At 58.8% G+C, this 13,540-nt stretch carries 12 protein-coding genes and 1 tRNA gene; 12 read left to right on the forward strand and 1 reads right to left on the reverse strand.

What is annotated here, in order from left to right; all coding sequences use genetic code 11:
• The first annotated feature begins 25 nt into the window (after positions 1–25).
• From H4317_RS11130 to H4317_RS11165, 8 genes are all read left to right on the forward strand, one after another.
• Positions 26–1,156: a hypothetical protein gene (locus H4317_RS11130; protein ID WP_185886675.1), complete on the forward strand. Its 1,131-nt coding sequence runs from the start codon at positions 26–28 to the stop codon at positions 1,154–1,156.
• Between the two features lie 11 nt (positions 1,157–1,167).
• The gene (locus H4317_RS11135; protein WP_185886676.1) at positions 1,168–1,503 is read left to right on the forward strand and encodes a GNAT family N-acetyltransferase; all 336 of its coding nucleotides are present in this window, start codon (positions 1,168–1,170) and stop codon (positions 1,501–1,503) included.
• A 2-nt stretch (positions 1,504–1,505) separates the two neighbouring features.
• Entirely contained in the window at positions 1,506–1,943 is a 438-nt protein-coding gene (locus H4317_RS11140; protein ID WP_185886677.1) for a hypothetical protein, read from the forward strand.
• Complete coding sequence (locus H4317_RS11145) at positions 1,940–2,245, forward strand: hypothetical protein (protein WP_185886678.1); 306 nt, start codon at positions 1,940–1,942, stop codon at positions 2,243–2,245. Before H4317_RS11140 ends, H4317_RS11145 begins: the two co-directional genes overlap by 4 nt.
• A 1-nt stretch (position 2,246) precedes the next feature.
• On the forward strand, positions 2,247–2,816 hold the full coding sequence (locus H4317_RS11150) for a hypothetical protein (protein ID WP_185886679.1): 570 nt from the start codon (positions 2,247–2,249) through the stop codon (positions 2,814–2,816).
• Positions 2,810–3,079, forward strand: a complete 270-nt coding sequence (locus tag H4317_RS11155; protein ID WP_185886680.1) for a hypothetical protein — start codon at positions 2,810–2,812, stop codon at positions 3,077–3,079. The genes H4317_RS11150 and H4317_RS11155 overlap by 7 nt, the downstream gene beginning before the upstream one ends.
• A gap of 389 nt (positions 3,080–3,468) precedes the next feature.
• Positions 3,469–3,544 (forward strand) — tRNA-Ala (locus H4317_RS11160).
• A 1,107-nt stretch (positions 3,545–4,651) separates the two neighbouring features.
• Positions 4,652–5,071, forward strand: a complete 420-nt coding sequence (locus H4317_RS11165) for a hypothetical protein (RefSeq protein ID WP_185886681.1) — start codon at positions 4,652–4,654, stop codon at positions 5,069–5,071.
• A gap of 98 nt (positions 5,072–5,169) precedes the next feature.
• On the opposite strand, the gene H4317_RS11170 is transcribed toward H4317_RS11165, so the two are convergent.
• The gene (locus H4317_RS11170) at positions 5,170–5,901 is read right to left on the reverse strand and encodes a carboxypeptidase-like regulatory domain-containing protein (RefSeq protein WP_185886682.1); all 732 of its coding nucleotides are present in this window, start codon (positions 5,899–5,901) and stop codon (positions 5,170–5,172) included.
• A gap of 173 nt (positions 5,902–6,074) precedes the next feature.
• On the opposite strand from H4317_RS11170, the gene H4317_RS11175 reads away from it, so the two are divergent.
• From H4317_RS11175 to H4317_RS11190, 4 genes are read left to right on the forward strand one after another with little or no spacing between them, the layout of a single operon-like run.
• On the forward strand, positions 6,075–10,553 hold the full coding sequence (locus H4317_RS11175; protein WP_185886683.1) for a phage tail tape measure protein: 4,479 nt from the start codon (positions 6,075–6,077) through the stop codon (positions 10,551–10,553).
• A 12-nt stretch (positions 10,554–10,565) separates the two neighbouring features.
• Positions 10,566–11,051: a hypothetical protein gene (locus H4317_RS11180; protein WP_185886684.1), complete on the forward strand. Its 486-nt coding sequence runs from the start codon at positions 10,566–10,568 to the stop codon at positions 11,049–11,051.
• Positions 11,052–11,080: 29 nt separating this feature from the next.
• On the forward strand, positions 11,081–11,332 hold the full coding sequence (locus H4317_RS11185) for a hypothetical protein (protein WP_185886685.1): 252 nt from the start codon (positions 11,081–11,083) through the stop codon (positions 11,330–11,332).
• Positions 11,333–11,385: 53 nt separating this feature from the next.
• Positions 11,386–13,539, forward strand: a complete 2,154-nt coding sequence (locus H4317_RS11190; protein WP_185886686.1) for a hypothetical protein — start codon at positions 11,386–11,388, stop codon at positions 13,537–13,539.
• Position 13,540: the final 1 nt, after the last annotated feature.

A 13,540-nucleotide genomic window follows, 5' to 3' on the forward strand; every position in this document is an offset into this window, starting at 1 on the left:
GGCGTTTTTTATTTCCCTCCCTCCCATGTTCAACACCCTCACCCTCGCCGCGCTGCTGGCCACTACCATCGGCTACCGCCCGGCCTATGCCGGTGCCCCCGATGAGCCGGCCAATCTGCCTGACGCGCTCAAAGCAGCAGAAGGCACCTTGGCTGTACAGGACGTGCACCCACTGCTGACACTGCGCAACATCCGCATGTCGGCCCCTCAAATGGCCGAAGCGGACTTCATCAAGTATCTGGCCACGGTGCGCATCACGGCCGCTACGAAGGTGCTGGAAGACTTCACCCAGCGCAAGCAACTGGCCGGCTCCGGCAAGCGCCTCCTGAAGTCGTTGCCGCTTACCCAGGCCAGTGGCGCCTATCGGGATAAGATTATCCGGCAGGGCCGCTTCGTCGGCTTAGCCTTGCGGCCCCGCGCCGATAAGCCCGACGTGGCCATTCGCATCACGGCCGTGGGCACGCAGTTCACCGAGCCCGAAGCGGGTTTCAAGCTCTACCTGTTCCATAGCTCCGATCTGAGTGAGCCTGTACAGGTGGTCGAGCTGCCCCGCCTCGACCGGGTGTATTTCGAATGGAGTGACCTGCTGTTGGACCTCTCCGGAAAGCCCGGCGGCACTTGGTATCTGGGCTATTATGAATCCGATATGAGTGGGCAGGCTATCCGGCTCGATCAGAACCTGCAGCAGCGTCCGGGCCAGTGCTGCGGCAACGCCTACGTGCAGTACGACCAGTGGAGCCCCTACGTGCAGGTGTTGCCGTTCGCCTACCTGGCTGCCCCCACCGACCCGCTTTACCCTACCCTGTTTTCCTACCAGTCCGATACCAACTGGGGCCTGAACCTGCGCCTGGAAACCTCCTGTGACCTGACTGGGCTGCTCAGTGCGCAGCTGCCCGCCTTCGGTGCCGCATTGCGGCTGCAGGTGGCCGTGGACCTGCTTACAATGATGGCCAACAGCACCCGCGACAACGGCATTGAGGCCAACGTGAAAGGTATGGCCCTGATGGAACTCAACAACCGCCAGGGCGGGCAGGCCGGCTTTCTGACGCAGCTCAGCCAGGCCCAGGCCGCGCTGGATGTAGACCTGACCGGGCTTTCTTCCAAGTGTCTGGGCTGCGCGCCGAAAGCCGGAGCAGTCAAATTCAGCGCACTTTAACGCGTATCCCGATGCAAATACATGCAGTAGAAGTGGAGGTTGATGGCGACAAGACGGTATCCCTTATCGCCTATGACGATCAACAGCTACAGATTGTAGCCATCTGTCGTGTTGACGCCGACGGCTATATCATGTCGCTATGGGTGCAGGAGAGCCATCGCAATCAGGGGCTCGGCAGTCAGTTAATAGAACGAGCCTGCGAGCTGCTTAAGGGCAAAGGCAAGCAGGTTGCCGGCCTTTCGGTGAACGACAAAAACGAAGGCGCCCAGCGGCTGTATAAGCGGTTAGGGTTTCTGCCTTATGTGCCCGGGCATGATGGGTACACACAATACATCAAGGTGCTGTAGCTATGGACCGGCTGGAAGAGTTGTCCCGCGGCTTCGCTCGCCTGCACCGCGTGCTAAAAGCGCAGGTAGAGGAAACGGTGCGCGAGAATACGGCGTTTCTCGAAGACGCCAACACCGAGCAGCTCAGCCAGGGCAAGGACAGCGCCGGGCAGGACATTACGCCTGAATATGCCGACCTCACCATTGCCCTCAAGCAGGTGAAAGGGCAACCTACGGACCGTGTTACCTTGCGCGACAGCGGCGACTTCTATACCTCCATCGTGACGAAGCTGGGCGGCAACCAATTCGAGCTTGTCGCCACCGACCCCAAAGCCCCGGAACTGCTGGAAAAGTACGGTGACGAGGTGCTGGGCCTGAGTGAGCAAGCCCTGGACGAGTTCCGGCAGGATTACGTGAAAGACGATTTACGGCAAGCCGCCCGCAAAACATTAGGACTATGACCGACAATCCTCCCGCCTTTGTGGAATTCAACAATGGTACCCTCTTCTCAGCGCAATCCGTCTGGCACGGTGTGGCAGATCAGATTGAGTCGTGTGCGGGCGTCTGGGAGTGGGAGCAGGTTTCTGGTGTCCTGACATCCGTAGAGCCCCCGCAATTTCCAGAGTGGGTATATCCGATGACCGTGGTGATGTGGGGCGGCGGTCAACTACATATCCGGGCCGAATACCGCACGGTTCTCAAAGCCTACCTGCGCTACAAGCAGCGTTATGGTGGGCAGTACATCCGCCTTTCATCGAACTAAGATGGTCTACTACCAAACCCCTACCGCGCCTACCCTGCCAAATCCGGTCGGGCTGGATAGCGAGATTCAGAAGCTCCAGCTACTGCTGGCAGAGCGGCTGGGCTGGCTACAGGTCAGCTATGGCAAAGCCTACCGGCACAGCGAGAAGCGCAATGGCAAGACGCTTACCCTGCCCAAAGTGTACGCCGGCGAGAGTGAGTACCGCGACGTGCTGCCCAACGATAACGTGGCCGCGCAGTCGTTCTTTCTGCCCCGCGACCCCGCCAGCGTGAGTGAAGCGCAGGAGCCGATGATGGGTACGCTGCCCCTGGTGCAAACCGTCGATTACATCGTGTGGGGCAACCTGACCCGAATTGATGAGACGAAGGCCTACCGCTTCGAAGCCGAACTGCAGCGCGACGTGCTGCGCGTGCTCAATGGTGCCGGGGTGTTGGTGCAGCGCGTATTCACGACGCCCGAAGAGGTGTTTCGCGGCTTCTCAGTAGAACTGATACCAGAGCATGTGCTGCGGCATCCTTACGCCGGTTTCCGGATTCAGCTGGAGCTCTCTACGGCCAACGTGCTATGCTGAGCGAACTGCTTGCCCTGACTGTGCTGGTAGCCCTGTCGGCGGCCACGTTGCTGCTCTGCTTTGAGAAGTGGGGCTGGCTGCGCGCCTGGGAGGTGCACCGGCCGCTGGGTATCAGACGCTGTGACTTCTGCGCGGGCTTCTGGGCCGGTGTGGGGCTGATTGTGGCTGCCGTGGTGCTGCTGGGACTGCCGTGGTGGTGGATGGTCGGCGCGTTTCCAGCAGCGGCGTTGTGCCGGGCCGTGGCAGGTGTTTTCTCGGAATAATGTTTGTATATTAAAAACATTATTACATTTGTGTAGGCGCACGGCGGGAAAACGAGGGTTGGGCTACGGCCTGTAATTCCAAGGATACCCTGCTAAGGCCCTGGTGGCGTCTCGCTTGACAGTCCGGAAAGACGGACAAACCTGCAAAGCACAGAGAAAATAACTGCTCGTTCGGCTGTTCTAGGCGGCATCTCGGTAGAAGTTGGCTCAATGACTCAGGAGTAATTACCCTGAGGGGAGGTTCGAACCCTTCGCTTTGCACGAGGATTCGGCAGACGGCCGTTTCGCCCGTTTCAAGACGGGCAAAAAAGCAGTTCGCAACCTAGTAAACGAGGTTCCAAAGAGTCCCCGCAAGGGTCGATACCGAAACGTTCGGGCTGCTTTTTTCTGGGCTGTTAGCTCCTAACTGGCTAGAGCGCCGCTTTTGCAAAGCGGAGGTTGCAGGTTCGAATCCTGCCCGGTCCACAACAACCCCCAGATAGGGGGCGCAACCAGTTCCAGTACTTGCCACGGCCCTTGTATGGCCGGCGGATGTTAGTGCTGGTAGCTGCCCACCACCCTGATCAGGTGGAAGCCCCCGCCGATAGTGCCAGCTTCGACTGGCTACAGTATCCTGCAACCGCTCGCGGTAGGAGTAAGACCTAACGTATCCACGGATACACTGGCATCACGAAACAGCGGGGAATGGATGGCGCCCGGCCGTAAAACGGACGAAGTCCCAGCACGCCCTGCGTTCCACGCGGGATGTGTTGGGACTTATAGTTGTTATCTCTACAAAATCATTTGTTAGCTAATGCGGAGGCAACAAATATTATTAATATAAATATTCCCACAAGCCACATCTAACAACCTTCAGCAACAGTTGATACAATAGTGCACATCATTACGCACTTATCTCGCATCATTGGTTATCCACAGCTTATTCAAGCTTAATTCTGCTTAAGTTTTGATGTTTACTAATAATGGGATTATTCAATACCTATTGATTTTTCGATTACGAATATTTGTTAATATTCCGCAACCTCGCCACATTTGTTCTAGTAAAACGCTACAAAAAAATAGCGGGAAGCATATGCTCCCCGCTATCCGCACTACGGCCAGTGTGAGATCAGGAGGTAAAGTCCCCCTGCCCCTCCCATGGCTTGCAACACCTTGATCACAAAGGTGCTGCTAACTCGGATGCTACACTTGACATGTAGATCATCCGTACTCGTACGACCCTTTTCCATTCGTCAGAAGTTTGGGTGTCACTCACCCACTTCTTGAAACCCTGGTTGCTCCAACAACCGGGGTTTCGCCGTTTATAGGCAACCGTGTTGGCGGGGTGTTTACCGTACGTTTATATCCAAAGATTAGCGTATCTGGGTTGTAGGACAAACCTTCTTTTCAGAAGTTTTCCACATACGCCTAAAGCAGGGTGTTTAGGGCACTTTTAGTTAAAAACTAATGCTCTTAGGAGGCTCTTGAGAATAGCGATTATAGGTTGGAGGGTCAGCAGATAAGTGTTTGGGGTTGAGTTATTCGCCTTAAATGATGCTTATGTCATATGCGCAAGTACCATATCTTGCCAGTATGAAATACTTATCCACACTTCTGTTCGCATTAGCAACTCTTGTTAGCTGTTCCAAGGATTCCAAGAAAGAAGACCCAGAACCCAAGTACCATATCACAGTGCACGTTACAGGCCAGAATCTGGCAGGCCTGAACACCTCAGCCCGCATTACCTCAACCTATGACTTTGCCGGTGTCAACAACCAGACCGGCCCGGGCCCTGGCTACACCGAAGCCTACTCGACGGCTACAGTGGACAAGACTTATGATCTGGGTGAGTTTGGAGCCTACGACCTGGTAGAAGTGCAGCTCACCTACCCTGCTACACGGCCAACTGGCACGGTGCTGAAGGCAGATATTCTGGTTGATGGAGTGGTAAAAAAGAGCTGCGGTACAGCCACCTCTAACAACTATGCGGCTATTGAAACTGACAACCTATAGCCGTTCTTATGTGACGGGCATGTAACTGGCTAACTAAAAATCCCTGTTTGCACAATGCAAACAGGGATTTTTTATGTGATGGTTATGTGATTTCAGCCCTACAGCGGAACGTATTTAGTGTCAACGGTCGTCGTTACATCATTTGCAGTGGAGGTCGTTACTATTTGAAGTACGGAAGCTGTCAACTGGAGAACCCGGTACCGCGTCAAGTTCGCCCCAAGGAGCAGTTCCGTTTCGTTTGCTGTGAACTGCCACGTGCTGGCGATGGTCTGGGGATACGTGGCTTGGCATTTGACAAGCCCATCATCGTATACCATCGTCTTATCTACCTTGAACTGGACAAAGTCGTCGTTGAAACACGCTCCTGGAAGGTTATCAAAGTTGCTAGTCCTAATAGTGGTCCGGCTGTCATCCTCTATCGTAGTAACCTCTATCGATTTGCGCCATCTTGGCGTAATGAGTAGCGTTTCCCGGGGCGTACTCAGCGTCAATAAAGGCAACGCTGGGTTGGTTACGCCTACGGCCATGGTTTTGGCAGAGGGAGTCTGGTAGCCTGTGGCGGCCACGTAAGCGAACGTATAGTTGCCTACTGGCAGGCTAGCAAACGTGTAAGTACCGGCCGTGTTGAAGGAGGCGGTGTACGCGGTGCCGCCACCAGCAGGGGTTGCCGTTACGCTAACCAATGCATTGGCCGGGCTGAAACTGCCGGTCACAGCTCCTGTCTGGGCTTGGGTTTGGGGAGTTGCATCATCGGATTTACCGCATCCAGACAACGATAAGGCACCTGCTGCGAGCAAGGCAAGAGAAAAGGAGCGTAGAGTAAGCAGCATGAAATTAGGCTGATTTTGAAAGTATTAAGCTGGCAAATGTACGCCTAAAGACGGTGAATCTGTCGCTATTGTGTCCCCTGCAAAATCTATCCATGCTATTTTCTTGTGCTCAACAATGTCTTTTGGTATTTAATATTCGTCCCGGATTTTAATGTTTGTATTTTGCGAACATTATGACCGGACCTATCTCCCATGATGACCTGTTTAACGAGCTTGGCCCCGGCGCCCGGGAGCTAGCCGAGTACGGCAAGTCGGTACAGTCGCTCAACCGCAACGTGCGGGCACTGGGCAAGAACCTGGATGCAGACGCGTCCCGCATTGCCGCCGGGCTGGCCGGCATCAGCGACGCTACCAAGGGTATTCGGGAGCAGGTAGCTGGCCTGAAAGGCATTACCGATCAGGAGCGCACCATGCTGGCGGGCCTCTCGTCGCAGGTAGCCAAGCTGGCGCAGGACCAGGACCGCTACAAAGCCGCGCTGGCTGGTCAAGCCACCGTGCGCAAACAGACGGAAGAGGCTACCAAAGGGCTGACGAAGGCGTTACGCGAGCAGCAGTCTGCCCTAAAGGCGGCATTTGCGGCCGGTAACATGGAAGCGGCTCAGAAAGCGGCCATCAATGTGCTGAACCTAAAGCGGCAGACCGACCAGCTCAACAAAGCGGTGCGTGGTGCCAACTCCGAACTGACGGCCGCCGCTGGCTCCTACAACCGCCTGAGCATCGAAACCCAGCAGCTGGGCGATAAGATCCGCGCCCTACCCGGTGGTTTCGAAGCCGCCGGCAAGGAGGCGAACGAACTGAAAAAGCAGTTTGCTGACAATACCCAGCGTCTGAAGGATTTCGACCGCGAGCTGAATCAGAACTTCCGCGAAGTCGGTTCCTACGCCAAAGGCATTCTCGAAGCCGTAGCGGCACTGGAAAAGCAGAAGGGCACGCTGGTAGCCAACATCGGCGCGATGCAGCAGCAGAGCCGCGCTACGGGCCTGAGCGCCGATCAGCAGGACCGCCTGCAGCAGGAAATCAAGCAGACCGAAGCGGAACTGGGCAAAGTCAATGGCCAGTTGAAAAACTACGGGGTAGGCACCAAGGAAAGCGGTGGGCTCACGGCGGGCCTGAGTGCCGGCGTGGGCGGGCTGGCTCAAAATTTAGCCGGCGCCTACTACGGGTTGCAGGGACTGTCAACGGGGCTGCAGAAGTTCTTTACGGATAACGTAGAGCTTTCTGTCGCCCTAAACGATGTGCGTAAAACCACGGGCCTGACCGCAGACGAAGCCGACCGGCTTACCGACTCGCTCAAAGCCATTCCCACTACCACCTCGCTGTCTGGGTTGCTTGACGAAGCGAAGGTGGGCGGGCAGCTGGGCAAGACGAAGGACGAGATTGAAGGCTTTGTGCGCTCCATTGATGTGGCGACGCAGGCGCTGTCGGATGATTTCCAGGGCGGGGCCGAAGAAATTGCCACCTCACTGGGCAAAATTGAGCTGGTATTTAAGAAGTCGCTGGGCCCGGATCAGGAAAAGAACCTGCTCAACATCGGCTCGGCCCTAAACGAGTTGGGGGCTGAAGGTGCGGCCACGGCCCCGTTCCTGGCAGACGTGGCGTTGCGCACTGGTGCTAGCGCGGCCACCTTTGGCTTGGCGCTGCCCACGGTGCTGGCCTATGCTGCCGCCTTGCAGGAAACCGGCTTTAGTGCCGAAGTATCCGGCACGGCCCTGAACCGGCTGTTTTCAACGCTCAGCACGCGCACCGATGAGAGCTTTGCTATTGCCAAGCTGGCCGACTCGAACCTGACGCTGAAAGAATTCAAGCGCCTGATCAATACCGATTTCGAGGCGGCTATCAATGTATTCCTGGCCGGCCTCAACAAGGGCGGCACTTCCACCACGCGCCTGAACGGGTTGCTCAAAACCCTCAAGCTGCAGAGCGGGGAAGCCAAGTCGGTTATCATCACACTGGCCAAAAACCAGGAACTGCTGGCCGAGCGGCAAAAAACGGCCAATGAGCAGTTGGCTGATGGCACCTCGTTGGCGGCCGAAGCCGCCGTCAAGCTGGAAGGCCTGGGCGGCAGCTGGAAGCTCCTCAAAAACGATGTCAGCAACTTCTTTACGTCTGGCGCTGCCAGCAAGTCGCTGCAGTACCTGGTAGACTTCGTGCGTTTCGATTTCAAGCTGGGCGCCGCCGGCCTGCGTGGCATCGGCGACGGCTTCAGCTACATCGGCAAGAAAGTAGGCGTCATTAAGCCGGCCCAGCAGGACGTGTTTTCGGCCACGGCCAAAACCACCAAGGGCCTATTGGAGCAGGCGGATACGGCCGATAAGTTGTTGACCCGCTACCAGGCGCTGGCCAGCCAGACCAGCCGCAATGCCGGTGAGCAGCGCGAAATGGCCGACATCACCAGCAAGCTCCAGCAGTCGCTGGGCCGGAACGTCGTGAATCTGGACAAGCAGACTGGTGCGGTGAAGCTCAATACGGGCGCCGTGGAGGATGCCGTGTTTGCGACCCGCCGACTGGCCATCGCTAACGAAAAGGACCTGGTCCGCTCGCTGACCAATGCGCAGGCTTCTGTTGCGGCTACCGAGCAGAGTCTGGCCAGCCTGACCGGCCTTGTGGGTGGGCAGAAGCTTAAGCTGGATGCTATCGTGCCCGATCCGGAGCGGGCCCAGGAACTGGCCAATGCCATGCGCGACGTGCGCGACGTGTTCGGCAGCACCCAGACGCTGGGGCCGTCGTCGGGGTTTACGCTGAAAGAAATTGCCGCGGCGGAAAAGTATATCGATGCGGAGGCGCGCCTGCTGCAAAAGCAGGACCTGCTTAAAAAACAGCAGCAGGACCTGAAAAACGCCCAGAACGCGCTCAACTCGGTGCGTAAAGCCGGCACGGCCGTCATTGTCGAAAACAAGGACGCAGGTGAGGAGGAAGGCGAGGAGTTGGATAAGAAAAAGAAGCAGATTGCCGATGTCGCCAAAGCCCAGTACGAGCTAAATAAGAGCCGGCTGGAAGCGCGGCTCGCCGATTTGTCGCGGCAGGCAGAGAATCCGGCCAACTCGGAAGCCATCCGTACCGACGCCATTCGCAAAGCCAGCGCCGTACGCGTAGACCTAGCCGAGCTGGAGCGGGACGAGCTGATCCGGGTAGCAGCCCAGACCTATAAAGACCAGGTGAACGGGGCCGCGGCGCTGAACCTGACCCGCCGCCGCCTGAGCGAAGAATTCCGGCAGAACACCGTCGATATCGAGCGGGAAGGCAACAAGCAGCTGCTGGCGCTGCGGCGCACCCTGCTGGATCAGTTGGCGGCTATTGATAAGCTGGCTCTCGAAGCCGAAGCCAACCAGCTGGACCTGATTGCCCAGGATGAGAGCCTGAGCTACACCGAGCGGCAGCAGGCCGCCCTGGATGCAGCGGCGCGGCGCATTGAAATTGCCGAACTCGAAGCCGAAGGCCAGCGCCGGGCCGCGGAAGGCAATGCCAAGGAACTGCTGCGTATCGAGCAGGAGCTGCAGAACAAGCGCGATGAGCAGCTACGCGCTACCCGTCCCTTCAATGCCGATCTGGCCAATGATGAGTTGGAGGGCAAGTACGCCCAACAGCAGCTCGCGCTGGAAAAGCGGCTTTCGGCGGGCCTGATTTCCGAGCGCACCTACAAAGCCGAGTTGCGCAAGCTCGAAGACGCTTACCTGGCAGTGAAGCTGGGCAACCTGCAGACCGATAAAACCAAGCGCAAGGAGGCCATTGCTGAAGAACTGGAACAGGAGCGGGCCAAGAATCAGCGCAAGCTGGAAGAGGAAAAACGCCTGCAGGAGTTGCGGGCCGAACTCATTCAGGAAGGGTTGCAGCAGATTCAGGGCTTTTCAGATGCGGCCTTCGACATCGGTAGCAACCGGCGCCAGCAGGAAGCGCAGGATCTGCAGCAGCAGAAAGACAACGAGTTGAAGGCGGCCGGCGAGAATGCCGAGCTCAAAGCGCAGATTGAGGAAAGCTACCGGCAGCGGGAACTGGCCATGCGCATCCGGCAGGCCAAAGCCGATAAGCAGCAGGCCCAGTTCAACAACGCCCTGAACACGGCTACGGCTGTCACCGCCGTGCTTAGCACCGGTGGCGGCACCAAGTACGCCGACTTCGGTATCAGCGCCGGGGTGCTGACCGCTCTGGTTATTGCGCAGGGCCTGGCCCAGGCGGCGGCCATTGCTTCGCGTCCCCTCCCCCAATACTTCCGTGGCCGTGAGAATGGTCCCGCTGAATTTGCCTTGGTGGGTGAACGAGGCGCGGAGCTGATTGAGGGTCGTAGCGGCGGCATGCGCCTGGCTTCGGGCCCGATGGTTACCTACCTGCAGGCAGGCGATAAAGTGCACACCGCCGACCGCACCCAGCAGTTGCTGCAGACCGACCCCACTTTGGCTGGTCTGCTGGCGCAGCGGGCCTATTCTACGCAACTGGAACGGCAGGCCGCCGGCGCAGCCCAGCCCGCTACAGCTTCGGCCAGCCGGGTTGCCTCGCAGATTGCCCTGTCCTTCGGCCGCGACGCCGACCGCATCGTGCGGGCCGTGGAAAACATCGAAACCACCGTCTTCACGGAAGAAGGCTTGCGCCGCTACCACCGCCGCGGGCAGCACGTCACCGAGTTCGTCAACAAACATTACCGGCGTCACGCCAAATAACTCCCCCACCCGATGCGCACCGTTCCCCTACCCAACGGCCACAGCTTTGCCCTCTACCAATCCGCGCTGGAGCTACCCGCCCGACGCCACCTGGAATACCAGTGCTACCTCGTGCAGGATGCTGGCATCGGCTCCGACATGGAAGCCGTGCACGCCCATTTCGGCAAGCTGGCGCGCCTGATGGCCGCTGGCAAGCAGGCGGAAGCGTCGGATGAGCTAGCGAACCTGCACTTCAATCTGAATTACCTGCTGGAGCGCTTCTCGCCCCGTCACCTGAGCTTTGCCTGTCTGGTGACGCAGATCGACGGGCAGCCGCTACCCTGGGACCCGACTGACGAAGGCCTGCAACAGGTAATTGCGCGCCTGAGCGAGTTGGGCCTTACGGAAGAGTTATTGCAAGCCGAATACGAGGCAGTAAAAAAAAACTCTCAGAAGAGCGGCAACACCTCTTCCCCACTGATGGCAACGGCGAGCAGCTCGCCTACACCCAGCAGCTGAAACGGCAGGCACTGGCCCTGTGCGACTACGTGCTGACCGGCGAGCCGCAGTACCTGAGCGTGCTGGAGCAGATTGAACTCTGGATGCTGGAGCTGATGCCGCCCGACATTTTCGACGACGGCCACGCCGACAACGTGCTGGTCCGCATGCGCAGCTCGTTTGCCAGTCTGTGCGCAGTGCTGGCCGAAAACGGGCACCATGGCGCGGCCGATATGACGCTGTACGACTTTCAGAGCCGCGTCGGCTGGCTTAAGCAGAAAGCGGCAAAAGCAGCCCGGTAGTGGCTGGATTGCCTGAATAATGTTGTTATTTTACAACCATTACTTTCCCTGACATGCTCGAACAGAACGCCCCCCGTTTCCGCTATACCTTCGACGGCGAGTTCGGTCGGCGTGTGCTGCGGGCTGATCCGAAAGGCTGGGAAGAGACGGGCGTGAACCTGCATCGGGACCCGAAATACCATGGCCAGACACTGGAATACATCACCCAGCTGGCCTTCGTGCAGGATGGGCGGGTGTATCTGAGCCAAGCCTATGCCCAGCGCGGCGTAGAAGCCGACGTGCGGCTGCTGATTGAGCAGTACGACCCGAATGCATTCGTCTGGAAATTCTACTCGGAAGGCCAGGTGCACATGCTTTCCCGGGTGGAAACCGCGACCGAGTTCCGCTGCAACATCGTGCAGAAAGACTTCACCCAGAAGTTTAACAACCGCACCGATACGGCAGTGGACGCGTTCGGCAACGACTCCATCGGTGGCGTGGCACTGCCGGCCAAGCAGCCGCTGGTGCTGGAGCTGCACAGTCAGGCCATTTTCAAGCGCTACCAGGCGGACTACGCGCCCGATCCGCCCATGATTGCCAGTGGCTTCGTGATGGATGACCCCAGCCGCGAGCAGCTGCTGTATTTCGGCTTTGGCCAGCCCCAGGTAGATGACTTCGAGGTGGAGGAAGTCTACGGCGGCCCGGTAGTGGGCGAGCGGCCCCAGGCCGTGCCGATTTACCGCACCAAGGAGGAAGGGGATTTTACCATTGATTTCGAGTTCTTCACCCAGCTCCGGGTCAAGCTCACGGCCAGCTCCGGTTCTGGCGACTTCGACACGGTGGAAGGTGAGTACTACTTCCGCATCAACGACGAGCCGGCCGTTCTGCTGGCCAGTTTTGGCGACACGAGCATTGCCGGCGACTTCTTTGCCACGGTCGATGTGCCGCGGCGCCGGATTACGCGGCGGTTGCGCGTGGGCGACCGGATCTACCTCTTCGGTCGCATCTACGTGCACGACATCAACCCCAATGCGTTGGGGCAGTACCGGTTCGAGATTCAGCTGCAGCACAACGGCGGGCACTTCCGCATGGAGGCGCTGACCCAGACCCCGGCCACTTCCTGCCAGGGCCTGCTGGCCTACGAAGCGATGGAGCGGGTCTGTCAGGCGGCCACCGATGAGCGGGTGGCGTTTCGCAGCGCGTATTTCGGCCGCACCGACACGCAGCCCGCCTACCCCGGCGACGGGGCCGGCTCGGGCCTGTTTATCAGTGGTGGCTTTCAGGTACGCGGCTTTCCGCTGTCGGAAAAGCCGATGACCCTGACCTGGGAGGGGCTGTTCGACTCGCTGGCCGCCACGCACTGGCTGGGCACGGGCGTCGAGCAGCGCCCGGAAGGCCCGGTGGTGGTGGTCGAGCCGGTGCCCTACTTCTACCCCGATACGCTGACGCTGGATTTGAGCAGCGCCCCGGTCGAGGTGACCAGCACGACTGAAGCCGACGAGTTCTACAACAAAGTGGAACTGGGCTACCGCAAGTGGGAAACGCAGCAAGTCAACGGCCTGCAGGAACCTAACAGCCGCCGGGAATGGGCGCTGCCGCTGACGGCCGCCAAGAACACTTACACCTTCCTGAGCCCCTACTCTGCCGCCGGCTTCTACCTGGAAGCCACGCGCCGGCAGCGCTACGATGCCACGGCTACGACGGACCAGGGCTCGGATGCCGACTCGTTCCTGATCTGCGTGCTTCGCTCGCCCAGCGGCTGGCAGACCGAGCGGGACCAGCGCTTTTCTCGCGTGGAAGGCGTGCTGTCCCCCGACACGCTTTACAACCTGCGCCTGACCCCGGCCCGGCTGCTGCGGCGCCACGGCCCGGCCCTGCGCGCTTGCCTGCTGCATCAGGACCGGGAGCGGATTCGCTTCAGCTTCGGCGAGGGCAACAACGAATTGCTGACGCAGCTCATGGGCGAAGCCGCCCCGGTAGCCGAGTCGGCTGATGTGGTAGTGGAATCCCTGCCCGCCCCGCTGTGGCGGCCGGAACAGGATGAGTTTACGGCCCCTGTCAGCCGTGAGCAGCTCGCCCAGCTGCTGGCGGCACCGCGCGGCCGCATCCGCTACCGGGACCAGACCGGCCTGATTAAGGAAGGCTGGATACTGGATTTCAAGCATACGGCCCGCGAAGGCGAGGGAACCTTCACCCTGCGCCCGGCCCTCACTCTCTTAGCTGTTTAGC

It is taken from the genome of Hymenobacter sediminicola (genome assembly GCF_014250515.1).
GTDB classification, from domain to species: Bacteria; Bacteroidota; Bacteroidia; order Cytophagales; family Hymenobacteraceae; genus Hymenobacter; species Hymenobacter sediminicola.